A 22479-nucleotide genomic window follows, 5' to 3' on the forward strand; every position below is an offset into this window, starting at 1 on the left:
CGGCCGCACCATCGAGGGCGTAGGCGCCCGCATCGGCCAGCGGCTACTGGCGATGACCTGCGCGATCTGGCACAACCGGACCACAGACCAGCCCGTGACCCGCTCACTGATCGCCTACGACCACTGACCGACTTCGGAACTACTCGTCTAGCCGATGTCCGTCGGGTCCATCCGCACCCGCACAGGCTCCGCCGTCCGCAGCGCGATCCGAGCGATCTGCGCCGCCTTGAGCGCCGCCGCCAGCGCGGCGCCCTGTCCGGGCGCCACCCTCAGCAGCGCCCGCTCCTGCTCCTCGCCCCGCAGGGCGGCCACCGGCACCGGTCCCAGCACGTCCGCCCCCTCCGGCAGCCGGATGAGGTTCAGCAGGTCCGCGACCGCCGCCGGGCTCCCGCTCACCGAGGCCATCCGCGACACCGGCGGGAAGTGCAGCTGCGCCCGCTCGTCCCGCTCCATCCCGGCGTGCCCGAGCGGGTCCCAGCGCACCAGCGCCTGCACCGGCCGGGCCGACGGCTCGGCGACCACCACCACCGTCCCGCCCTCGGTCGACGGCCGGACCAGTGCGGCGGCCGCCAGCCAGAGCCGCAGTGCCTCCTCCCCGGCCCGCAGGTCCGGTCGGCTCAGCAGCGCCCAGCCGTCCAGCAGCAGCGCGGCCCCGTACCCGGAGCCGCCCTCGACCACCGGCTCCGCACCGGGCGTCGAGATCACCAGCGAGGGCTCGTCCGGCACGGTGGCCAGCACCGCCTCCCGGCCCGAGGTCCGCACCGGGATCCGCGGGAAGGCCTTGCCCAGTTCCTCGGCCGTGCGCCGGGCCCCGACCACCTGCGCCCGCAGCCGGAACGAGCCGCACTCGGGGCAGTGCCAGTCGTGCTCCTCCTCGCCGCACCACCCGCAGGTCAGCCGCGCGTCCGCCGCGGTCGCCTGCAACGGCCCCTCGCAGCGCCGGCAGCGGGTCGGAGTACGGCAGCGACCGCAGGCCAGCCGGGGCACGTAACCACGGCGGGGCACCTGGATGAGCACCGGGTGCCCGGCCGCGAGCGACTCCCGGGCGGCCTCCCAGGCCACCGAGGGCAGCCGGGCGGCCTGCGCGGCGGCGTCCCGGTGCTGGTCCTGGTCGGTGACGGTGCGCACCCTCGGCGCGACCTGCCGCACCGTCTCGCGGTCGGCGACCAGCGGCCGCGCCCATCCGGTGCTGACCAGCTGCGCGCCCTCCACGGTCACCGCGTGCCCGCCGAGCAGCACCGCCGCGCCCTCCTCGGCCGCCCGCAGCAGCGCGACCTCGCGCACGTGGGGGTGCGGGGCGCGCGGATCGCTGTGGCTGCCGTCGCCGTCCGACCAGACCACGACCAGCCCGAGGTCGCGCACCGGCGCGAACATGGTGGCCCGGGTGCCGATCGCGGCGTGCACGGAGCCGCGGCTGACCGCGAGCCAGCGCCGGTAGCGCTCGCGCGGGCCGAGCTCGGCCTCGAGCGCCGTGTGCAGCCCCGGTCCGAGCAGCTCGGTGAGCGCCTGGTCCACCCGCGCCACCGCCCGCCGGTCCGGCAGCACCACCAGTGCGCCGCGGCCGCTCGCCAGCGTGGCCGCCACCGCCCGCGCGATCTCGTACGGCCAGCCGGGCCCCGGCAGCGCCGCCCACACCGCGCGCGGCGAGCCGCCGGCGGCCAGCGCGGCGAGGAAGTCCGGCCCGGCCGGGTAGCGCTGCCAGCCGCCCGGCGCCGGGGGCCCCGGGCGCGGCAGCGGCGGCGGCGAGGGCTCGGCCTCGGCCTTGGCGTGCCGGGGCGGCACGGCCAGCTGGAGCACGTCGGCCAGTGTCCCGGCGTAGCGGTCGGCGACGGTGCGGCACAGTCGCAGCAGCTGGGGGGAGAGCACCGGCTCGGGCGAGAGCACCTGGGCGAGCGGCGCCAGCGGGCCGGGGAAGTCGCTCTTCTCCAGGCGGGCGACGATGAACCCGTCGTGCAGCTCCCCGCCCTCGCGCTGGCCCTTGACCACCCGCGCCCCGAACCGCACCCGCACCCGGACGCCCGGCCGGGCCTCCTCGGCCATGGTGGCCGGCACCTCGTAGTCGAACAACTTGTCGATGGTGAGCACGCCCTTGTCCACCACGACCCGGGCCACCGGCAGGTGCTCGGCGCGCTTGGCGCCCTTCCACGTCCGGGGTCTGGCCCGCTTGACCGTCTCCCGGATGAACGCCAGCTGCTCCGGCTCGGCCCCGTTCTCCCCTGTGCTGCTCATCGCTCCCCAGTACTACCAGGTCACACGGACACTCCGCGGAAACGGCAGCGGGGGGCCCCCCCCCCCCGGGGGGGGGGGGCCGCCGGCCCCCGCGGGGGGGGGGGGGGGGGCGGGGCGCCCCCGCCCCCCCCCCCGGCGGGGGGCGCCCCCGGGGGGGTCCCCTCCCCCCCCCCCCCACCCCCGCCCCCCCCCCCCCCCCGCGCCCCCGCCGGGGGCCCCCCCCCGGGGGGGGGGGGGCCGCCGCTGCGGAACCGGGGGCGTCAGTCCTGGACGGCGGCCTTCAGCTGCTCGACCCGGTCGGTGCGCTCCCAGGTGAAGTCCGGCAGCTCGCGGCCGAAGTGGCCGTACGCGGCGGTCTGGGCGTAGATCGGGCGCAGCAGGTCCAGGTCGCGGATGATCGCGGCCGGGCGCAGGTCGAAGACCTCGGAGACGGCCTTCTGGATGGCCAGCACCGGGACGGTCTCGGTGCCGAAGGTCTCCACGAACAGGCCGACCGGCTCGGCCTTGCCGATCGCGTACGCGACCTGCACCTCGGCACGGCTGGCCAGGCCGGCGGCGACGATGTTCTTGGCGACCCAGCGCATCGCGTAGGCGGCCGAGCGGTCGACCTTGGACGGGTCCTTGCCGGAGAAGGCGCCGCCGCCGTGGCGGGCCATGCCGCCGTAGGTGTCGATGATGATCTTGCGGCCGGTGAGGCCGGCGTCGCCCATCGGGCCGCCGATCTCGAAGCGGCCGGTCGGGTTGACCAGCAGCCGGTAGCCGTCGGTGACCAGCTTGATGCCCTGGTCGGCCAGCGCCTTCAGCTCCGGCTCGACGACGAACTCGCGGATGTCCGGGGTGAGCAGCGACTCCAGGTCGATGTCACTGGCGTGCTGGGTCGAGACGACCACGGTGTCCAGGCGGACGGCCTTGTCGCCGTCGTACTCGATGGTCACCTGGGTCTTGCCGTCGGGGCGCAGGTACGGGATCGTCCCGTTCTTGCGGACCTCGGTCAGGCGGCGGGAGAGCCGGTGCGCCAGGGTGATCGGCAGCGGCATCAGCTCGGGCGTCTCGTCGGACGCGTAGCCGAACATCAGGCCCTGGTCGCCGGCCCCCTGCTTGTCCAGGTCGTCGTCGTCACCCTCGACCCGGGCCTCGTACGCGGTGTCGACGCCCTGCGCGATGTCGGGCGACTGCGCACCGATGGACACCGACACGCCGCAGGAGGCGCCGTCGAAGCCCTTCTTGGAGCTGTCGTAGCCGATCTCCAGGATCTTGTCCCGGACGAGCTGGGCGATCGGCGCGTACGCCTTGGTGGTCACCTCGCCGGCCACGTGCACCTGGCCGGTGGTGATGAGCGTCTCCACGGCGACCCGGGAGGTCGGGTCCTCCCGCAGGAGAGCGTCAAGGATGGTGTCGCTGATCTGGTCAGCGATCTTGTCGGGGTGACCCTCGGTCACGGACTCCGAGGTGAACAGGCGGCGAGACACAGCGCTCCCTGGGGTTGCAGCGGCTGCTGACTGAAGGCCCCCGGCGGACCGGGGACATCCGGAAAGACTTGATTCCTGGAGTGTAACGGGCTGATTCCGTCGAACGTCACCCAGTTCCAAAAATGGCGACCGCCCTTGACCAGGGCTCGATCACTTGTCGACCGGTTCGAGACGCTCTGCGACCAGATCCCAGACGACGTCCGCGAGGGCCTCCTTGGGGCCCACCGGGATCGGGGTCTCACTGCCGTCCGAGCCCAGAACGACGGCCTCGTTGACGTCCGTGCCGAAGGCCTTGCCGTTGCCCACCTCGTTGACGACGAGCAGGTCGCAGCCCTTGCGGGCGAGCTTGGCCCGGCCGTTGGCGAGCACGTCGTCGGTCTCCGCCGCGAAACCCACGACCAGTTGGCCCGAACGGGGGCGATGGGCCGACAGCTCGGCCAGGACGTCCGGGTTGCGGACCAGCGCGACGGGCGCCGGTTCGACCCCCTCGACCTTCTTGATCTTGCCGGTGGCGTACTCGGCCGGCCGGAAGTCCGCCACCGCCGCGGCCATCACCACCGCGTCCGCGTCCTCGGCCGCCTTCAACGCCGCCTCGCGCAGCTCCAGGGCCGTCCCGACGTGCACCACGTCCACCCCGGCCGGGTCGGGCAGCTCCGCGTTGGCCGAGACCAACGTCACCCGGGCGCCGCGCGCCGCGGCCGTCACGGCGAGCGCGTAGCCCTGCTTGCCGGAGGAGCGGTTGCCCAGGTAGCGCACCGGGTCCAGCGGCTCCCGGGTGCCGCCGGCCGAGACCACCACGTGCCGTCCGGCCAGGTCGGTCGGCACCGCCCCGCCGCGGCGCAGCACGGCCCGGCAGGCGTCGAAGATCGCGGAGGGCTCGGGCAGCCGACCCTTGCCGGTGTCCTTGCCGGTCAGCCGCCCGACGGCCGGCTCCAGCACGATCACGCCCCGGCTGCGCAGGGTGGCCACGTTGTGGCGGGTGGCCGGGTGCTCCCACATCTCGGTGTGCATGGCGGGCGCCACGACGACCGGGCAGCGGGCGGTGAGCAGGGTGTTGGTCAGCAGGTCGTCGGCGAGCCCGTGGGCGGCCTTGGCGATGAGGTCGGCGGTGGCGGGGGCGACGACCACCAGGTCGGCCTGCTGGCCGATCCGCACGTGCGGCACCTCGTGCACGCTCTCCCAGGTCTCGGTGGCCGCCGGGCGGCCGGACAGCGCGGCCCAGGTGGCCTCGCCGACGAAGTGCAGCGCCGCGGCCGTCGGCACCACGGTGACCTGGTGGCCGGACTCGGTGAACCGGCGCAGCAGCTCGCAGGCCTTGTAGGCGGCGATCCCGCCGCTGACGCCGAGGACGACGCGGGGAGCCTCCGCTTGCGCGCTCATCTGCCGGTACCGACCTTTCTCCTCCATCGGGAACCCGCCCACCCTACGACCCCTCAGCCGGCGCCCGCACGGTGCCCCACCCCCGGCGGGAACGCCGAAGGGCCCGGCGAAAACGATTCCGCCGGGCCCTTCGGGAAACGTACGGGGGTGCCTCAGACGGCGCCCTCGACCGCCTCGGCGGTCAGCATGCCCGCGTTGATCTCGCGCAGCGCGATCGACAGCGGCTTCTCGTGCACGTGGGTGTCGACCAGCGGGCCGACGTACTCCAGCAGGCCCTCACCGAGCTGGGAGTAGTACGCGTTGATCTGGCGCGCGCGCTTGGCGGCGTAGATCACGAGGCTGTACTTGGAGTCGGTGGCCTCGAGCAGCTCGTCGATCGGCGGGTTGATGATGCCCTCGGGCGCGGTCATGGAAGAGGACACGCGAAAACCTTCCGAAAGGGTGGAAAAGACAGACAGGTCAGGCTACACCGAGCAAGGCTAGCAGTTCGGCCGCTACCTGCTCGACGGAGGTGTTGACAAGGGTCGTGTCGAACTCCGGCTCGGCGGCCAGCTCGACCTTGGCGGCCTCCAGACGCTTCTCGATCACGTCCTGCGGCTCGGTGCCCCGGCCGGTGAGCCGGCGGACCAGCTCGTCCCAGCTCGGCGGGGCCAGGAAGACCAGCTGCGCCTCCGGCATCGACGCGCGCACCTGACGGGCGCCCTGCAGATCGATCTCCAGCAGCACGGGCTCGCCGCGCTCCAGCTTCTCCAGCACCGCCGCGCGCGGGGTCCCGTAGCGGTTCCCGGCGAACTCGGCCCACTCCAGCAGCTCGCCGTTGGCGATCAGCTTGTCGAACTCGTCGTTGTCGACGAAGTGGTACTGGACCCCGTTCTTCTCGCCCGGTCTCGGGTGGCGGGTCGTCGCCGACACCGAGAGCCAGACCTCGGGGTGCATCTTCCTCATATGAGCGACGACCGTGCTCTTGCCGACCCCCGAGGGGCCGGAGAGCACGGTCAGCCGCGGACGCTCACTCATGCACCGATTATCCCGGATCGCGGGCGTTCCCGGGACCACGGGGGCACGGTCAGGCGGCGCCACCGCCGAACTCCCGCTCCAGGGAGGCGATCTGGTTCGTGCCGAGGCCACGGACGCGCCGGCTCTCGCTGATGCCGAGGCGCTCCATGATCTGCTTGGCGCGGACCTTGCCCACGCCCGGAAGGGACTCGAGCAGCGCCGAGACCTTCATCTTGCCGATGACGTCGTTGTCGTTCTTGCCGGCCTTGATCACCTCGTGCAGGGAGGCGCCGGAGTGCTTGAGCCGGTTCTTCACCTCGGCGCGCTCCCGGCGAGCCTCGGCGGCCTTGGCGAGCGCGGCGGTGCGCTGTTCAGGGGTAAGGGGCGGAAGAGCCACGCCGTTCACCTCAGGGTCTGGAAGGAAGGGATTGAGCTATGACTGTTTGGTTCTCAGGCCGCCTCCGCAAGTGGAACCACAAGGCCCTGACCTGCGGGAGCTACGGGATTCGCGGCTCTTCGACGACCTATCGCCGGACACTACCCGGATTGCGGCGCCACGTCAGGAAAAGAACACGAAAAGTCCTGGTCAGCCAAGGCCGACCAGGACTTTCCAGGGCAAAATGACCGCGATTGCGAGACTTTGGCGGCCCCGGTGTGACGGCGCTCACGTCAAGCGCTGCGGAGCCGCCCGGTGCTGGGCACACTGCGCAGGGTCACCGGACGGTTACCGGCCGACGACCCTCCGCTACCCGATCGCGTCCGCGAACCCGCCGGCGAAGCGGTCCGCCGCCTCCCGCAGCGCGGCCGCCGACGGCCCGTGCCTGAGCACGTCCCGGCTGACGCTCGGCACCACGTTGATCACCGAGGCGCCGAACACCCGCGGCAGGTCCGCCATGGTCGCGCCCTGGGCGCCGATCCCGGGGGCCAGCAGCGGGCCGTTGATCGCCAGCTCCACACCCGCGTCGGCCAGCGTCGCACCGACCACCGCCCCGAAGGAGCCCAGCGGCGCCGCGCCCGCGTTCTCGGCCGCCAGGTGACGAAGCACCGCCGCCGCGACCGGCTCGCCGTCCGCACCGACCGCACGCTGCACCTCGGCGCCCTCCGGGTTGGAGGTGAGCGCCAGCGCGAACACCCCGCAGCCCTGCTCCCGGGCCAGGTCCAGGGCCGGGCGCAGCGAGCCGAAGCCCAGGTACGGGCTGACCGTCACGGCGTCCGAGAACAGCGGGCTCGCCGGTGACAGGAAGGCCTCCGCGTAGGCGGCCATGGTGGAGCCGATGTCGCCGCGCTTGGCGTCCATCAGGACCAGCGCACCGGCCGACCGGGCCTCCTCGACGGTCTTCTCCAGCACGGCGACGCCCCGGCTGCCGAAGCGCTCGAAGAAGGCGGCCTGCGGCTTGAGCACGGCCACCCGGTCGGCCAGCGCCTCGACCACGGTCCGGCTGAAGGTCTCCAGCCCGGCGAGGTCGTCACCGAGCCCCCAGGCGGCGAGCAGGGAGGCGTGCGGGTCGATGCCGACGCAGAGCTGGCCGCGGGTGTCGAGGGCCTGGCGCAGCCGGGCTCCGAACGGGGCGAGGGTCATGTCGTCCTTTCCAGGGTTTCCGGCTTTCCAGGGTTCCCGGAGCCGATCGGGGAGGTCACGAACTGCGGACGGCGCTGCCGACGGCCGCCGCGAGGTCGCGGAAGCCCGCCGCGCGGATCCGCGCGGAGAGGCCCTTGTGGATCCGGCGGCACCAGAAGGGCCCCTCGTAGATGAAGGCGCTGTAGCCCTGGACGAGGTCGGCGCCGTGGATGATCCGCTGCCAAGCGTCCTCGGCGGTCTCCACGCCGCCGACCGAGACCAGCACCAGCCGGCCCTCGGTGCGGGCGCGCAGCCGCTGGAGCACCTCCAGGGCGCGGGCCTTCAGCGGGGCGCCGGACAGGCCACCCATGCCGATCTCCTCGATCCGCCGCGCGTCGGCCCGCAGGCCCTCGCGGCCGATCGTGGTGTTGGTGGCGATGATCCCGTCCAGGCCCAGCTCCAGGGCGAGGTCGGCGACCGCGTCGACGTCCTCGTCGGCCAGGTCGGGGGCGATCTTGACCAGCAGCGGCACGTGGTGCGCGGTGGTGCGGTCGGCGGCCTCGCGGACGGCGGCCAGCAGCGGGCGCAGGTGGTCCACGGCCTGCAGGTTGCGCAGCCCGGGGGTGTTCGGCGAGCTGACGTTGACCACCAGGTAGTCGGCGTACCTGGCCAGCCGCTCGGTGGACTTGACGTAGTCGGCGACGGCGTCGGCCTCCTCCACCACCTTGGTCTTGCCGATGTTGACGCCGATCACCGGGGTGGAGCTGGTGTGGGGGCGGGCCGCCAGCCGGGCCGCGACCCGGGCCGAGCCCTGGTTGTTGAAGCCCATCCGGTTGATCAACGCGCGGTCCTCGACCAGGCGGAACAGCCGGGGCGCGGGGTTGCCCGGCTGGGGTTCGCCGGTGATGGTGCCGATCTCGACGTAGTCGAAGCCGAGCATCGCCAGGCCGTCGATGCCGACGCCGTTCTTGTCGAAGCCGGCCGCCAGCCCGAACGGGCCGGGGAGGTCGAGGCCGAGGGCCCTGGTGCGCAGCGCCCGGTCGCGCGGCGCGAGGACGAGCCGCACCAGGGTGCGCAGGCCGGGCGCCGAGGAGGCCAGCCGGATCCAGAAGAACGCGAGGTGGTGGGCCCTCTCCGGGTCCATCCGCTTGAAGACGAGGTCGAACAGAAGCTTGTACAAGGGGTCAACTCCAGGGTCGCGGGCCGGTTTCGAGCATGGAAGTGGGGGGCACCCAACTGGCTCCGGTGCCCCCCACTGCGGTGGCGCTACTTGCGGCCGGCGTTGATCAGCTCGGCGTGCTCCTGGAGTGACATCACCCCGACCTCGTCGCGCAGCTGCGCGTCCATGCCCTGGACGGCCGCGCCCATCGCCTGCACGGTGGTCAGGCACGGGACACCGCGCGAGACGGCCGCGGTACGGATCTCGTAGCCGTCGAGGCGCCCGCCGGTGCCGTACGGCGTGTTGATGATGAGGTCGACCTCGCCGTCGTGGATCAGCTGGACGATGGTCTTCTCGCCGTTCGGGCCCTCGCCCTCGCTGTGCTTGCGCACCAGCGTGGACGGGATGCCGCCGCGGTGGAGCACCTCGGCGGTGCCGGCGGTGGCGAGCACCTCGAAGCCGAGGCCGACCAGCGCCCGGGCCGGGAAGACCAGGTTGCGCTTGTCGCGGTTGGCGACGGAGACGAAGACCTTGCCCTTGGTCGGCAGCGCGCCGTACGCGCCGGACTGGGCCTTGGCGTAGGCGGTGCCGAAGACCTTGTCGATGCCCATGACCTCACCGGTCGAGCGCATCTCCGGGCCGAGGACGGTGTCCACGCCGCGGCCGTGGATGTCGCGGAAGCGGCTCCACGGCATCACGGCCTCCTTGACCGCGATCGGCGCGTCGGCGGGCAGGGTGCCGCCGTCGCCCTCGGCCGGGAGCAGGCCCTCGGCGCGCAGGTCGGCGATGGTGGCGCCGAGCGAGATCCGGGCGGCGGCCTTGGCCAGCGGCACCGCGGTCGCCTTGGAGGTGAAGGGGACGGTGCGGGAGGCGCGCGGGTTGGCCTCCAGCACGTAGAGGATGTCCCCGGCCAGCGCGAACTGGATGTTGATCAGGCCGCGGACGCCGACACCGCGCGCGATGGCCTCGGTGGAGGTACGCAGCCGCTTGATGTCGTAGCCGCCGAGGGTGATCGGGGGCAGCGCGCAGGCGGAGTCACCGGAGTGGATGCCGGCCTCCTCGATGTGCTCCATGACGCCGCCGAGGTAGAGCTCGGTGCCGTCGTAGAGCGCGTCGACGTCGATCTCCACCGCGTCGTCCAGGAAGCGGTCGATCAGCACCGGGTGCTCGGAGATCAGACCGGCGTGCCGCTCCAGGTAGGAGGCGAGCGACGCCTCGTCGTAGACGATCTCCATGCCGCGGCCGCCGAGCACGTAGGACGGGCGGGCGAGGACGGGGTAGCCGATCTCGTCGGCGATCGCCTTGGCCTCCTCGAAGGAGAAGGCGGTGCCGTGCTTGGGGGCGGGCAGGCCGGCGTCGCGCAGCACGCGGCCGAAGGCGCCGCGCTCCTCGGCGAGGTCGATCGCCTCGGGCTGGGTGCCGACGATCGGCACGCCGTTGTCCTTGAGGGCCTGGGCCAGGCCGAGCGGGGTCTGGCCGCCGAGCTGGACGATCACGCCGGCCAGCGGGCCGGCCTGCCGCTCGGCGTGGACGATCTCCAGCACGTCCTCCAGGGTGAGCGGCTCGAAGTAGAGCCGGTCGGAGGTGTCGTAGTCGGTGGAGACGGTCTCCGGGTTGCAGTTGACCATGACGGTCTCGTACCCGGCGTCGGCCAGCGCGAAGGAGGCGTGGACGCAGGAGTAGTCGAACTCGATGCCCTGGCCGATGCGGTTCGGGCCGGAGCCGAGGATGATCACGGCCGGCTTGGTGCGCGGGGCGACCTCGCTCTCCTCGTCGTAGGACGAGTAGAAGTACGGGGTCTTGGCGGCGAACTCGGCGGCGCAGGTGTCGACGGTCTTGAACACCGGGCGGATGCCGAGCGCGTGGCGCACCTCGCGCACCACGTCGGGGCGCAGGCCGCGGATCTCGCCGATCTGCTGGTCGGAGAAGCCGTGCCGCTTGGCGTGGCGCAGCAGCTCGGGGGTGAGCTCGGCGGCCTCGGCCAGCTCGCCGGCGATCTCGTCGAGCAGGAAGAGCTGGTCGACGAACCACGGGTCGATCTTGGTCGCGTCGAACACCTCCTCCGGGGTGGCCCCGGCCCGGATGGCGTCCATCACGGTGTTGATCCGGCCGTCGGTCGGCACGGCGGCCTTGCCCAGCAGCTCGGACTTGTCGCCCAGCGGAGTGGTCCAGCTGAACTGGGAGCCCTTCTTCTCCAGCGAGCGCAGCGCCTTCTGGAGCGCCTCGGGGAAGTTGCGGCCCAGCGCCATGGCCTCGCCGACGGACTTCATGGTGGTGGTCAGCGTGGCGTCGGCGCTCGGGAACTTCTCGAACGCGAACCGCGGCACCTTGACGACGACGTAGTCGAGGGTCGGCTCGAAGGAGGCCGGGGTCTCGGCGGTGATGTCGTTGGGGATCTCGTCCAGGGTGTAGCCGACGGCCAGCTTGGCGGCGATCTTGGCGATCGGGAAGCCGGTGGCCTTGGAGGCGAGCGCCGAGGAGCGGGAGACGCGCGGGTTCATCTCGATGACGATGACCCGGCCGTCGACGGGGTTGACGGCGAACTGGATGTTGCAGCCGCCGGTGTCGACGCCGACCTCGCGGATGACGGCGATGCCGACGTCGCGCAGGATCTGGTACTCGCGGTCGGTGAGCGTCATCGCCGGGGCGACGGTGATCGAGTCACCGGTGTGGACGCCCATCGGGTCGAAGTTCTCGATGGAGCAGACGACCACGACGTTGTCGTTCTTGTCGCGCATCAGCTCCAGCTCGTACTCCTTCCAGCCGAGGATGGACTCCTCCAGGAGCACCTCGGTGGTCGGCGAGAGCGCCAGGCCCTGGCCGGCGATGCGGCGCAGGTCCTCCTCGTTGTGGGCGAAGCCGGAGCCGGCGCCGCCCATGGTGAAGGAGGGACGGACCACGACCGGGTAGCCGCCGAGGGTGTCGACCCCGGCCAGCACCTCGTCCATGCTGTGGCAGATGACCGAGCGGGCGGACTCACCGTGGCCGATCTTGGCCTTGACGGCCTCGACGACGCCCTTGAACAGGTCGCGGTCCTCGCCCTTGTTGATCGCCTCGACGTCGGCGCCGATCAGCTCGACGCCGTACTTCTCCAGCGTGCCCGCCTTGTGCAGCGAGATCGCGGTGTTCAGCGCGGTCTGGCCGCCCAGGGTCGGCAGCAGCGCGTCGGGGCGCTCCTTGGCGATGATCTTCTCGACGAACTCCGGGGTGATCGGCTCGACGTAGGTGGCGTCGGCGATCTCCGGGTCGGTCATGATCGTGGCCGGATTGGAGTTGACCAGCACGACCCGCAGGCCCTCGGCCTTGAGGACGCGGCAGGCCTGGGTGCCCGAGTAGTCGAACTCGGCGGCCTGGCCGATGACGATCGGGCCGGAGCCGATCACCAGGACGGACTTGATGTCAGTGCGCTTAGGCACGCTGGCCCTCCATGAGCTTCACGAAGCGGTCGAACAGGTAGGCGGCGTCGTGCGGGCCGGCGGCCGCTTCGGGGTGGTACTGCACGCTGAAGGCGGGCACGTCGAGCGCCTGCAGGCCCTCGACCACGTCGTCGTTGAGGCAGACGTGGGAGACCTCGACCCGCCCGTAGGGGGTGTCGCTCACCCGGTCCAGCGGCGCGTCCACGGCGAAGCCGTGGTTGTGGGCGGTCACCTCGACCTTGCCGGTGGTGCGGTCCTGCACCGGCTGGTTGATGCCGCGGTGGCCGTACTTGAGCTTGTAGGTGCCGAAGCCCAGGGCGCGGCCGAGGATCTGGTTGCCGAAGCAGATGCCGAAGAACGGGGTGCCCCGCTCCAGGACGCCCTGCGCGACGGCGACCTGGTGGTCGGCGGTGGCCGGGTCGCCCGGGCCGTTGGAGAAGAACACGCCGTCCGGGGAGACCGCGTAGACGTCCTCGAGGCTGGAGTCGGCCGGCAGCACGTGCACCTCGATGCCGCGCTCGGCCATCCGCTGCGGGGTCATCGCCTTGATGCCGAGGTCCAGCGCGGCGACGGTGAACCTCTTCTCACCGACGGCGGGCACCACGTACGGCTCGGTGGTGGCCACCTCGGCGCACAGGTCGGCGCCCTTCATCTCCGGCGACTGCTGCACCCGGGTGAGCAGGGCGGCCTCGTCGGCCACCGCCTCGCCGGAGAAGATGCCGCAGCGCATGGCGCCGCGCTCGCGCAGGTGGCGGGTCAGCGCGCGGGTGTCGATGCCGCTGATGCCGACGACGCCCTGGCGGGCCAGCTCCTCGTCCAGCGAGCGGCGGGAGCGCCAGTTGGACGCCACCCGGGCGGGGTCGCGGACGACGTAGCCGGCGACCCAGATCTGCTTGGACTCGTCGTCCTCGTCGTTCCAGCCGGTGTTGCCGATCTGCGGGGCGGTCATCACGACCACCTGGCGGTGGTACGACGGGTCGGTCAGGGTCTCCTGGTAGCCGGACATGCCGGTGTTGAAGACCGCCTCGCCGAAGGTCTCGCCGATCGCGCCGTAGGCCTGGCCGCGGAAGGTCCGGCCGTCCTCCAGGACGAGCACGGCAGGGACCCGGTCCCGCCGTTGGCGCTGCGTGGTGGGGGCAGGTGCGGTCATTGCGCGGCCTCTTCCGTCTTCGTCTTCGTACGTGTTGCGAGCTGGGCGATCGCCTCGACCCAGGCGGTGTGCTCATCGGGGTGGTCGGCCCGGAAGCCGGACTCCAGTTCGGTCTCCGTGGAGGTCCCCCCGGCCGAGGGCTGGGGGAGCGTCCAGGTGACGACGAGCAGTCCGGACGGGACGACCTTGCCCGCGATGGCGGAGTCCGTCCGGGCGCCCTTCAGGTGCTCGGCCGGGATCCAGAAGTCCACGTCGCCGGGGCGCCGCACCAGCAGGCCGTCCTCGCCGAGGGTGAGGTCGGCGCGGCTGCGGGTGCCCAGGCCGTGGGCGACGACCCGGTCGAGCCAGTCCCCGGCGGTGGTGGTGCCGTGGTACCGGCCGCTGGTCTCCAGGATGGTCCGGCCGGCGCCGGCCGGCACGGCGGGCAGCGGCGGGATGCCGGACTGCAGGGTGCGCCGCCAGTTCCAGCCCTGGCGCATCAGCCAGTAGACCAGGCCGATGACGATCACCAGTCCGACGGACCAGCCGATGTAGCCGGGCCAGTTGGTGACCTTCGCCTGCTCCTTGGCGAGCAGGGCGTGGGCCGCCGGACCGAGCGCCCCCGCGGCGGTCCCGGTCATGCCGGGCCGCCCTGCTCGGTCGGCTCACCGGCCAGCACGGTGGCGCGGCCGCGCAGGAAGGTGGCGTGCACCCGTCCGGGCAGGTCCATGCCCTTGTAGGGGGTGTTGCGGCTGCGGGTGGCGAAGCTGTCCGGATTCACGGCACCACGGTACGCGGGATCGAACAGCACCAGGTTGGCGGGCTCACCAGCCGAGATCGGCCGGCCGTGCCCGGTGAGACGGCCGATCCGGGCCGGGCGGTGCGACATCCGGTCGGCGACGCCCTCCCAGTTCAGCAGGCCGGTGTCGACCATGGTCTGCTGGACGACCGACAGCGCGGTCTCCAGGCCGACCATGCCCATCGCGGCCACGGCCCACTCGCAGTCCTTGTCCTCGGCCGGGTGCGGCGCGTGGTCGGTGGCGACGGCGTCGATGGTGCCGTCGGCGAGGGCCTTGCGCAGCGCCTGGACGTCCTCGGCGGTGCGCAGCGGCGGGTTCACCTTGTACACCGGGTCGTAGGAGCGGACGAGTTCGTCGGTGAGCAGCAGGTGGTGCGGGGTGACCTCGGCGGTGACGTCCCAGCCCTTGGCCTTGGCCCAGCGGATGATCTCGACGGAGCCGGCCGTGGAGACGTGGCAGACGTGCAGCCGGGAGCCGACGTGCGCGGCCAGCAGCACGTCGCGGGCGATGATCGACTCCTCGGCGACGGCCGGCCAGCCGCCGAGCCCGAGCTCGCCGGAGACCTGGCCCTCGTTCATCTGGGCGCCCTCGGTCAGCCGCGGCTCCTGGGCGTGCTGGGCGACGACGCCGTCGAAGGCCTTGACGTACTCCAGGGCGCGGCGCATCAGCACCGCGTCGTCCACGCACTTGCCGTCGTCCGAGAAGACCCGGACGTTCGCGGCGGACTCGTGCATCGCGCCGAGTTCGGCGAGCTTCTTGCCCTCCAGGCCGACGGTGACGGCGCCGACCGGCTGGACGTCGCAGTAGCCGGCCTCCTGGCCGAGCCGCCAGACCTGCTCGACCACGCCGGCGGTGTCGGCCACCGGGGTCGTGTTGGCCATCGCGTGCACGGCGGTGAAGCCGCCCATCGCGGCGGCCCGGGTGCCGGTGAGCACGGTCTCGGCGTCCTCGCGGCCGGGCTCCCGCAGGTGGGTGTGCAGGTCGACCAGGCCGGGCAGGACGACCATGCCGGTGGCGTCGATCTCGATGTCCGCCTCGACGGCCAGGCCGGTGCCGACCGCCTGGATGACGCCGTCGGCGAGGTGGAGGTCCTGCGGGGCGCCGCCCAGGACCTTGGCGTTGCGGATCAGGTAGCTGGTCACTGAGCGGTCTCCACGGAGTCGGTGCGGGCGGGCTCGCCGGAGCCGTCGGCGAAGACGGCGCCGCCGAGCAGCAGGTAGAGGACGGCCATCCGGACGGAGACGCCGTTGGCGACCTGCTCGACCACGGTGCAGCGCGGCGAGTCGGCGACCTCGGCGGTGATCTCCATGCCGCGGACCATCGGGCCGGGGTGCATCACGATGGCGTGCTCGGGCAGCTGGGCCATCCGGATGCCGTTCATGCCGTAGCGGCGGCTGTACTCGCGCTCGGTCGGGAAGAACGCGGCGTTCATCCGCTCGCGCTGCACCCGCAGCATCATCAGCGCGTCGGTCTTGGGCAGCACGCTGTCGAGGTCGTAGCTGATCTCGCAGGGCCAGTTCTCGATGCCGATGGGCAGCAGGGTCGGCGGGGCGACGAAGGTGACCTGGGCACCGAGGGTGGTCAGCAGGTGCACGTTGGAGCGGGCGACGCGGCTGTGCAGGACGTCGCCGACGATGGTCACCCGGCGCCCGGCGAGGTCGTTGCCGGCGCCCCGGTTGAGGTGGCGGCGCATGGTGAAGGCGTCGAGCAGCGCCTGGGTGGGGTGCTCGTGGGTGCCGTCACCGGCGTTGATGACGCTGCCGTGCAGCCAGTCGGACTGGGCCAGCCGGGCCGGCGCGCCGGAGGCGTGGTGCCGGATGACGACCGCGTCGGCGCCCATCGCCTGGAGGGTCAGGGCGGTGTCCTTGAGGCTCTCGCCCTTGGAGACCGAGGAGCCCTTGGCGGAGAAGTTGATGACGTCGGCGGAGAGCCGCTTCTCGGCGACCTCGAAGGAGGTCTTGGTGCGGGTGGAGTCCTCGAAGAAGAGGTTGACGACGGTGCGGCCGCGCAGCGTGGGCAGCTTCTTGACGGCCCGCCCGGAGAGCTGGGCCAGCTCCTCGGCGGTGTCCAGGATCAGCAGCGCGTCGTCGCGGCTGAGATCGGCGGCGGAGACGAGGTGGCGCTTCACGCGGCTACTCCGGGAGGTGCGGTTCGGTGGGCTGGAAGGCCAGGGCCTGCGAGCTGCGCGCGGCGTGGTCGCGGTCGCCGACCAGGACGGCGTCCACGCCGTCGGTGTCGGCCAGGCGCACCTGCACGGCCTCGCGCAACGAGGTGGGGAGGTTCTTGCCCACGTAGTCGGCCCGGATCGGCAGCTCGCGGTGGCCGCGGTCGACCAGGACGGCGAGCTGGACGGCCCGCGGGCGGCCGATGTCGTTCAGCGCGTCGAGCGCGGCGCGGATGGTGCGGCCGGAGAACAGCACGTCGTCGACCAGGATCACCAGCTTGCCGTCGATGCCGCCGGGCGGGATCTCGGTGTGCTCCAGGGCGCGGGCGGGCTTCAGCCGCAGGTCGTCCCGGTACATGGTGATGTCCAGGGTGCCCAGCGGGATGTCGCTGCCGGTGATCTGGGCCAGCCGGCCGTGCAGGCGGCGGGCGAGATGGACGCCCCTGGTGTGGATGCCGAGCAGCACGACGTCCTCCGCGCCCTTGGCGCGCTCGACGATCTCGTGCGCTATCCGGGTGACGACCCGGGCGATGTCCGAGCCGTCCAGCACCTGGTGCGGCGGCCGCGGCGTCGGTTCGTGGTGTGCGGTCATGCCGAAGCGGACCTCCTTCCCCGCCTCACGGGACGGGCCTTAAAGGATGCCTGGGATCCGCCCGCGCCGAACCGGGCGCGGGCTTCGGGTCATCCTATCAGCGCCGCGGGAGGCAAACGGACGTCCACCGTTCCGCTTCGCCGGGTTCACGCCCCGGATGCGCCCAGGATGCGGGCCATTCGCACGACTGCCCCATTCGGCTTGACGCAACACCTTACTCTACGTAACCTCACAGTGAGTTACGAGACGGGTGTCGAACCCACCGGTAACGACGCCGGCCAAGCCCGTGACCCACCACTGAACGCGAAGCAATCTCGTCCGGGGAGATCAATGTCCAGCGACTACGCGAAGCAGCTCGGAGGCAAGCTCCGAGCGATCCGCACTCAGCAGGGGCTCTCCCTGCACGGTGTCGAGGAGAAGTCCCAGGGGCGCTGGAAGGCGGTCGTCGTCGGCTCGTACGAGCGCGGCGACCGTGCGGTCACCGTGCAGCGGCTGGCCGAGCTGGCCGAGTTCTACGGCGTTCCGGTGCAGGAGCTGCTGCCCGGCGGCACCCCCGGCGGCGCGGCCGAGCCGCCGCCGCGCCTGGTCCTCGACCTGGAGAGACTGACCCAGGTCCCGTCCGAGAAGGCAGGTCCGCTGCAGCGCTACGCGGCGACCATCCAGAGCCAGCGCGGCGACTACAACGGCAAGGTCCTCTCGATCCGCCAGGACGACCTGCGCACGCTGGCCGTGATCTACGACCAGTCGCCGTCGATCCTCACCGAGCAGCTGATCTCCTGGGGCGTGCTCAACCCCGACGCGCGCCGCGCGGTGCGCGAGGAGGACGCGAGCTGACGCTCGCCGCCTCCGCAGGCGATCTGTTGCACGACCCGCTCCACCTCTGCTCCTGATCGCGGCTCCCCATGGGGCCGGGAATACCGATTACCAAGCAGAAACGTCACGGCGCGGTCCCCGGAACGGGGGCCGCGCCGCGGCGTTTCGGGCGCCGCCGGTCAGCAGACCGTACCCAGGCTGTAACCGGGCCGCGCCGCCACGCCGTCCAGCCGCACCGGGCGGGCGGCCGGCGCCCAGTCCGGGCCGCCGCTGGACCAGGCCCAGGCGGCCGGCAGGTACTCGCCGCAGCCGGCGGCCGAGCCCTGCGAGCCGTGCAGCACCGCGACGCCCGGCAGTTCCAGCGCCAGCCCGGCGCACAGCACCGCGCAGACCAGCTCGAGGTCCTCGTCGTTGATCCGCACCACGCCGTCCTCCCACTGCAGGACCCGGGCCGCGGCGGCCAGCTTCCCGTCCGGGGCGTCGACCCGCAGTCGCAGCTCGTACACCCCGGCGCCGGCGCCGACCAGCATCCGGCGGAAGACCTCGGCCCCGCGCTGGTGGGCGGCGCGCACCCAGCGGCCGTGGTCCTCGTCGTCCTCGCCCGCGCCCCCGTACAGGCCGCCGTCGAGCAGCAGGTCGGCGTGGCGCAGCGTCAGGCCGTTCTCCCGGGCGCGGACCAGGCGGGGCACGAAGTCCCCGGCCAGCTCCTCGCCCTGATAGGCCAGCAGCTGGGTGCGCAGCGGCGGGTTGACGAGGTAGCGCTCGCGCGCGGAGGGCTCCGCCGGGTCCAGCCGGTGCAGCAGGCAGAACTCCTCGAAGTCCTGCGGGTGGAACATCCGGGCCCGCACCGTCTCGAACCGCTCCAGTGCGTCGGCCAGCAGGTCGGCGGTGTCCGCGAGGTAGTGCTCGTAGTCGGGGGCGTCGCACACGCCCCAGGCGCGGGCCCGCTGGAAGTCCGCGGCGTTGGTGAGCACTCCGATGACGAACGCCTGGTCGGCGCCCTCGACCCGCCGCGGGTGGTGCGGCGCCCGCAGCGCGGGCCGCAGGCCGCCGGCGGTGCAGTCGGGGTTACGGCGGGCGCGGCCCTTGCGGCTGGTCATCGAGGCTCCTGGCGTCGGCGGGCGACCGTCGGCGGTGACGGTCAGCGGCGGGGCTCGCCGCTGACCGTGTTACTCCCCAGTTCCGGGCGCCACACACGTACGGCGTGTCACAGGAATGTAACCACCGGTAATACCGGCGGTCGGACCGCCGCCTCCCGCCGGACACCTCAGGCGGAGCGCGGCACCCGCGCCAGCTGCCGGGACTGGGCGACGAGCCGACCGGCCTCGTCCCAGACCTCGGCGTCCTCCTCGAAGTAGCCGCCGGCCAGGTTGCGGGTGGCGTGGGTGACGCGCAGCCAGCCGGGCGCCGGCTTGGCCCGCAGGTGGACGGTCAGTTCGACGGTCGGCGCCCAGCCGGGCAGGCCGAGGTCGAAGGTGACCGGCGGCAGCGCGTCGGCGACCAGCAGGAGCAGCAGCGGGTCGGGCTGCCGGCCGTCGCGCAGCCGGAACCAGCCCTGGATCCGGCCGTTGCCGGAGGGCTGCCCGAGCGCCCAGCCGACGGTCGCCGGGTCGAGCCGCAGGTCGAAGCGCTCCAGCAGGGCGGCCTGCTCGATCAGCTGCGGCGGCGCGTGTTCGACGCCGATGCACTGGTCCGGCGGCGGCAGCTGGGGCGGCACGGCGGTGGTGCGCACCTCGCCCTCGACGGCGGCGAGGTCACCGTGGCTGGCCACCACCCGCAGCCGCTCGACGCCGTCCTGGCTGAGCGAGGCGGTGCCGGTGGACAGGCCGCGGCCGGTGCGCAGCACCTCGGTGCGGACGGTGGCCGGGCCGGGGGTGGCGGCGGACAGGTAGTAACCGCTGATCGAGACCGGGTCGGGGTGCTCGTCGTGCTCCAGCGACAGCGCGTGTCCGGCCACGGCGAGCAGCAGCCCTCCGTTGATCCCGCCGCCGATCTGCCAGCCGGCCCCGAGCTCGGCCCGGTAGCGGCCGGGCTCCTCCGGGTGTCCGGTGAGGGCGATGCCCTCGTCGAACTCGCTGCGGATCACGGTGGTCATGGGTCGGCCTGCCCTTCAAGTTACTGGCGAGTAGGGCACCACACTACGCCTGCCGGGTGAAACGCGGAACGGCCGCCGCGCCCGGGGTCGGGTGCGGCGGCCGTTCGCGGGGCGCGACCGGTTACCGGCGGATGCTCGGCTTCAGCTCCAGGAAGCGGGCGAGCAGGCCGTTCACGAAGGCCGGCGAGTCGTCCGTGGAGAACTCCTTGGCGATCTCGACGGACTCGTCCAGGACGACCGCGTCCGGGACGCCGTCCTCCCAGATCAGCTCGTACGCGCCGAGGCGCAGGACGTTGCGGTCCACGATCGGCATCCGGTCGAGGGTCCAGCCGACCGCGTACTGCTCGATCAGCTCGTCGATGCGACGGGCGTGCTGGACGTATCCCTCGATCAGCTCCATGGTGTACTCGCCGACCTGCGGGGTGCCCTCGTCGGGCTTGGGCTCGCGGGCGCGGGCCACCCAGTCGGCGAGGACCTGCTGCGGGTCGACCCCGCGGTGGTCGGCCTCGAAGAGGATCTGGAAGGCCCGGGTACGGGCCTTACTGCGTGCGGCCGACACGGACTTACTTCACCCGGCCGAGGTAGCTGCCGTCGCGGGTGTCGACCTTGACCTTCTCACCGGTGGTGATGAAGAGCGGCACCTGGATCTCGGCGCCGGTCTCCAGGGTGGCCGGCTTGGTGCCGCCGGTGGAGCGGTCGCCCTGGACGCCCGGCTCGGTCTCGGCGATCTCCAGCTCGACGGCCGCCGGGAGCTCGATGTACAGCACCGCGCCCTCGTTGGTGGCGACCAGGGCCTCGAAGCCCTCGAGCAGGTACTTGGCGGCGTCGCCCACGACGGCCGGCTCGACGGTCAGCTGGTCGTAGGTGTCCATGTCCATGAACACGAAGTTCTCGCCGTCCTTGTACGAGAACTGCATGCCGCGCTTGTCGACGTTGGCGGTCTCGACCTTGGTGCCGGCGTTGAAGGTCTTGTCGACGACCTTGCCCGTCAGGACCTCCTTGAGCTTGGTCCGAACGAAGGCCGGGCCCTTACCGGGCTTGACGTGCTGGAACTCGACGACGGACCAGAGCTTGCCGCCCTCCAGCTTGAGGACCATGCCGTTCTTGAGATCGTTCGTGGAAGCCACGGGCGCACTTACTCCTGGATATAGCTGTCAAGGAACCAAGGGGTTGCGTCCTGCCGCCGACCGCCCCGGGGGGCCGCCGTCACAGGGCGAGGAGCTCCTTGGTGGTGATGGTGAGCAGCTCGGGCCCGCCCTCCTCGAAGGGACGCACGACGAGCGTGTCCTCGATCCGGACCCCGCCCTTGCCCGGGAGGTGCACCCCAGGGCCGACGGTGACCGGCACGCGACTGTCCAGTTTACCCATGTCCGAGGGACCGAGGCGCGGCGCCTCCCGGATCTCCAGCCCGATGCCGTGGCCCACCGGGTGCGGGGAGGCCTCGGTGTGGCCCGCCGCCTCCAGGAGCTGCCGGGCGGCCCGGTCGGGCACGCACTGCTCCACGCCCGGGCCGAGGGCCTCCCGGGCGGCGCGCTGGGCCCGGAAGACCAGCCGGTGCAACTCCACCTGCCAGGGAGCGGGGGCGGCGCCGATCACGAAGGTCCGGGCGGTCGAGACGCCGTAGCCGCGGTACTGGGCGCCCATCACCACGGTGAGGAAGTCCCCCTCCTCCACTCGGCGGTCGGTCGGCTGGTGGGCGGGCTGGCCGGAGTGGCTGCCGGTGCCCACCGAGACCGGGAACGCGGCCCGGTCGGCGCCGTGGTCGATCATCCGGCGCTCCAGCTCCATGGCCAGGTGCCGCTCGGTGCGGCCGACCAGGATCGACTCCAGCAGTTCGCCGAGCGCCTGGTCGGCGATCTCGGCGGCGATCCGCAGGTCGGCGATCTCGTGCTCGTCCTTGACCACCCGCAGCCGCTCGACGACCCGGTCGAGGTCCGCCAGCCGGGCCCCCTCCACCAGGCTCCCCACCGCCCGGTGCCGGGTGACGGTCAGGTCGTGCTCCTCCACCGCCAGGGCCCGCACCCCCAGCCGGGCGGCGGCGGCCGCGGCGGCCAGCGCGGTGTCCGACCCGGCCGACACCGGCACCTGGACGACGTCGGCGGCGATCAGGTGCTCCCCGGAGTCGTCCGGCGGCAGGTCGTCCGGCAGGGCCAGCAGGGCCCGGTCCGGGGTGAGCAGCAGCGTGGCCCCGCAGGGCGCGCAGCCCGTCAGGTACCGGACGTTCGCCGCCCGGGTGACCAGCGCCGCGTCGGCCCCGGCCGCACTGCAGTGCTCCCGCACCCGCTCCCGCCGCCCCGCGTACGCATCCGCCATGCGTCGAGCCTACGAACCCCGGGCCCGAACCGCCCGCCGAGCGCCCCCGCGGGTGCGGGAATGGGTGGGGCGGTGGCCGTGTTGTGTCCACTGAAAACGACATCCGTTTCAGCGAAGGCCCGGCCCGGCGTCCCGGTCCGGCGCCGCAGACGAAGGAGGACCCGATGGCCCGCAGCGAACTGCGCCCCGTGATCAGGCTCCGCTCCACCGCTGGCACCGGCTACACCTACGTGACCCGCAAGAGCCGGCGGAACGACCCGGACCGGATGGTCCTGCGCAAGTACGACCCCGCCGCCGGGCGGCACGTCGACTTCCGCGAGGAGCGCTGAGCACACCCCCCTCGAACCCCCTCCCACCAGACAGGAG

At 72.7% G+C, this 22479-nt stretch carries 21 protein-coding genes; 2 read left to right on the plus strand and 19 right to left on the minus strand.

All coding sequences use genetic code 11. The features are described from left to right. Window positions 1-147: 147 nt before the first annotated feature. From ACGF07_RS15620 to pyrR, 14 genes are all read right to left on the minus strand, one after another. Window positions 148-2229, minus strand: coding sequence for a primosomal protein N' (locus ACGF07_RS15620; protein WP_392898982.1), 2082 nt, complete (start codon window positions 2227-2229; stop codon window positions 148-150). 260 nt (window positions 2230-2489) lie between these two features. After that, on the minus strand, window positions 2490-3698 hold the full coding sequence (metK, locus tag ACGF07_RS15625; RefSeq protein ID WP_350736749.1) for a methionine adenosyltransferase: 1209 nt from the start codon (window positions 3696-3698) through the stop codon (window positions 2490-2492). Between the two features lie 150 nt (window positions 3699-3848). Beyond that, window positions 3849-5078: a bifunctional phosphopantothenoylcysteine decarboxylase/phosphopantothenate--cysteine ligase CoaBC gene (gene coaBC / locus ACGF07_RS15630; RefSeq protein WP_392898985.1), complete on the minus strand. Its 1230-nt coding sequence runs from the start codon at window positions 5076-5078 to the stop codon at window positions 3849-3851. Window positions 5079-5230: 152 nt separating this feature from the next. Next, a complete protein-coding gene (gene rpoZ, locus ACGF07_RS15635) occupies window positions 5231-5500 on the minus strand; it encodes a DNA-directed RNA polymerase subunit omega (protein ID WP_350736755.1) in 270 nt (89 codons plus the stop codon). 37 nt (window positions 5501-5537) lie between these two features. Next, window positions 5538-6095, minus strand: coding sequence for a guanylate kinase (gene gmk, locus ACGF07_RS15640; RefSeq protein ID WP_350736758.1), 558 nt, complete (start codon window positions 6093-6095; stop codon window positions 5538-5540). A gap of 49 nt (window positions 6096-6144) precedes the next feature. Further along, a complete protein-coding gene (mihF, locus tag ACGF07_RS15645) occupies window positions 6145-6471 on the minus strand; it encodes an integration host factor, actinobacterial type (protein ID WP_030290269.1) in 327 nt (108 codons plus the stop codon). Between the two features lie 348 nt (window positions 6472-6819). Continuing rightward, window positions 6820-7653, minus strand: coding sequence for an orotidine-5'-phosphate decarboxylase (gene pyrF / locus ACGF07_RS15650; RefSeq protein WP_392898988.1), 834 nt, complete (start codon window positions 7651-7653; stop codon window positions 6820-6822). Window positions 7654-7708: 55 nt separating this feature from the next. Then, window positions 7709-8812 carry a quinone-dependent dihydroorotate dehydrogenase gene (locus tag ACGF07_RS15655; RefSeq protein ID WP_392898991.1) on the minus strand — a complete coding sequence of 368 codons (1104 nt, stop codon included), beginning with the start codon at window positions 8810-8812 and terminating at the stop codon, window positions 7709-7711. A gap of 86 nt (window positions 8813-8898) precedes the next feature. After that, on the minus strand, window positions 8899-12207 hold the full coding sequence (gene carB / locus ACGF07_RS15660; protein WP_392898994.1) for a carbamoyl-phosphate synthase large subunit: 3309 nt from the start codon (window positions 12205-12207) through the stop codon (window positions 8899-8901). Then, complete coding sequence (gene carA / locus ACGF07_RS15665) at window positions 12200-13357, minus strand: glutamine-hydrolyzing carbamoyl-phosphate synthase small subunit (RefSeq protein ID WP_392898997.1); 1158 nt, start codon at window positions 13355-13357, stop codon at window positions 12200-12202. The genes carB and carA overlap by 8 nt, the downstream gene beginning before the upstream one ends. Further along, window positions 13354-13977: a hypothetical protein gene (locus ACGF07_RS15670; RefSeq protein WP_392898999.1), complete on the minus strand. Its 624-nt coding sequence runs from the start codon at window positions 13975-13977 to the stop codon at window positions 13354-13356. Before ACGF07_RS15670 ends, carA begins: the two co-directional genes overlap by 4 nt. Beyond that, window positions 13974-15278 carry a dihydroorotase gene (locus ACGF07_RS15675; RefSeq protein WP_350736775.1) on the minus strand — a complete coding sequence of 435 codons (1305 nt, stop codon included), beginning with the start codon at window positions 15276-15278 and terminating at the stop codon, window positions 13974-13976. Before ACGF07_RS15675 ends, ACGF07_RS15670 begins: the two co-directional genes overlap by 4 nt. After that, window positions 15275-16264 (minus strand): aspartate carbamoyltransferase catalytic subunit, encoded by a 990-nt coding sequence (locus ACGF07_RS15680; RefSeq protein WP_350736778.1) that lies wholly within the window; start codon window positions 16262-16264, stop codon window positions 15275-15277. The genes ACGF07_RS15675 and ACGF07_RS15680 overlap by 4 nt, the downstream gene beginning before the upstream one ends. 4 nt (window positions 16265-16268) lie before the next feature. Beyond that, a complete protein-coding gene (gene pyrR, locus ACGF07_RS15685; protein WP_392899002.1) occupies window positions 16269-16892 on the minus strand; it encodes a bifunctional pyr operon transcriptional regulator/uracil phosphoribosyltransferase PyrR in 624 nt (207 codons plus the stop codon). Window positions 16893-17222: 330 nt separating this feature from the next. On the opposite strand from pyrR, the gene ACGF07_RS15690 reads away from it, so the two are divergent. Further along, window positions 17223-17726 carry a transcriptional regulator gene (locus ACGF07_RS15690; protein ID WP_030056198.1) on the plus strand — a complete coding sequence of 168 codons (504 nt, stop codon included), beginning with the start codon at window positions 17223-17225 and terminating at the stop codon, window positions 17724-17726. 158 nt (window positions 17727-17884) lie between these two features. Here the strand turns inward: ACGF07_RS15690 and ACGF07_RS15695 are convergent, their stop codons facing one another. The 5 genes from ACGF07_RS15695 to ACGF07_RS15715 all read right to left on the minus strand — a co-directional run bounded on the left by ACGF07_RS15695 (window position 17885) and on the right by ACGF07_RS15715 (window position 22113). Continuing rightward, window positions 17885-18805 carry a hypothetical protein gene (locus ACGF07_RS15695; protein ID WP_392899005.1) on the minus strand — a complete coding sequence of 307 codons (921 nt, stop codon included), beginning with the start codon at window positions 18803-18805 and terminating at the stop codon, window positions 17885-17887. A 167-nt stretch (window positions 18806-18972) separates the two neighbouring features. After that, complete coding sequence (locus ACGF07_RS15700; protein ID WP_392899007.1) at window positions 18973-19800, minus strand: thioesterase family protein; 828 nt, start codon at window positions 19798-19800, stop codon at window positions 18973-18975. A gap of 121 nt (window positions 19801-19921) precedes the next feature. After that, on the minus strand, window positions 19922-20359 hold the full coding sequence (gene nusB, locus ACGF07_RS15705; protein ID WP_350736788.1) for a transcription antitermination factor NusB: 438 nt from the start codon (window positions 20357-20359) through the stop codon (window positions 19922-19924). Between the two features lie 4 nt (window positions 20360-20363). Further along, a complete protein-coding gene (gene efp / locus ACGF07_RS15710; RefSeq protein ID WP_350736790.1) occupies window positions 20364-20927 on the minus strand; it encodes an elongation factor P in 564 nt (187 codons plus the stop codon). Window positions 20928-21006: 79 nt separating this feature from the next. After that, entirely contained in the window at window positions 21007-22113 is a 1107-nt protein-coding gene (locus ACGF07_RS15715) for a M24 family metallopeptidase (protein ID WP_392899011.1), read from the minus strand. Between the two features lie 164 nt (window positions 22114-22277). Here ACGF07_RS15715 and rpmG point away from each other — a divergent pair, with 164 nt between their 5' ends. After that, window positions 22278-22442 (plus strand): 50S ribosomal protein L33, encoded by a 165-nt coding sequence (rpmG, locus tag ACGF07_RS15720; RefSeq protein WP_350736795.1) that lies wholly within the window; start codon window positions 22278-22280, stop codon window positions 22440-22442. Window positions 22443-22479: the final 37 nt, after the last annotated feature.

Source organism: Kitasatospora sp. NPDC048194 (genome assembly GCF_043202455.1).
Classification (GTDB): Bacteria; Actinomycetota; Actinomycetes; order Streptomycetales; family Streptomycetaceae; genus Kitasatospora.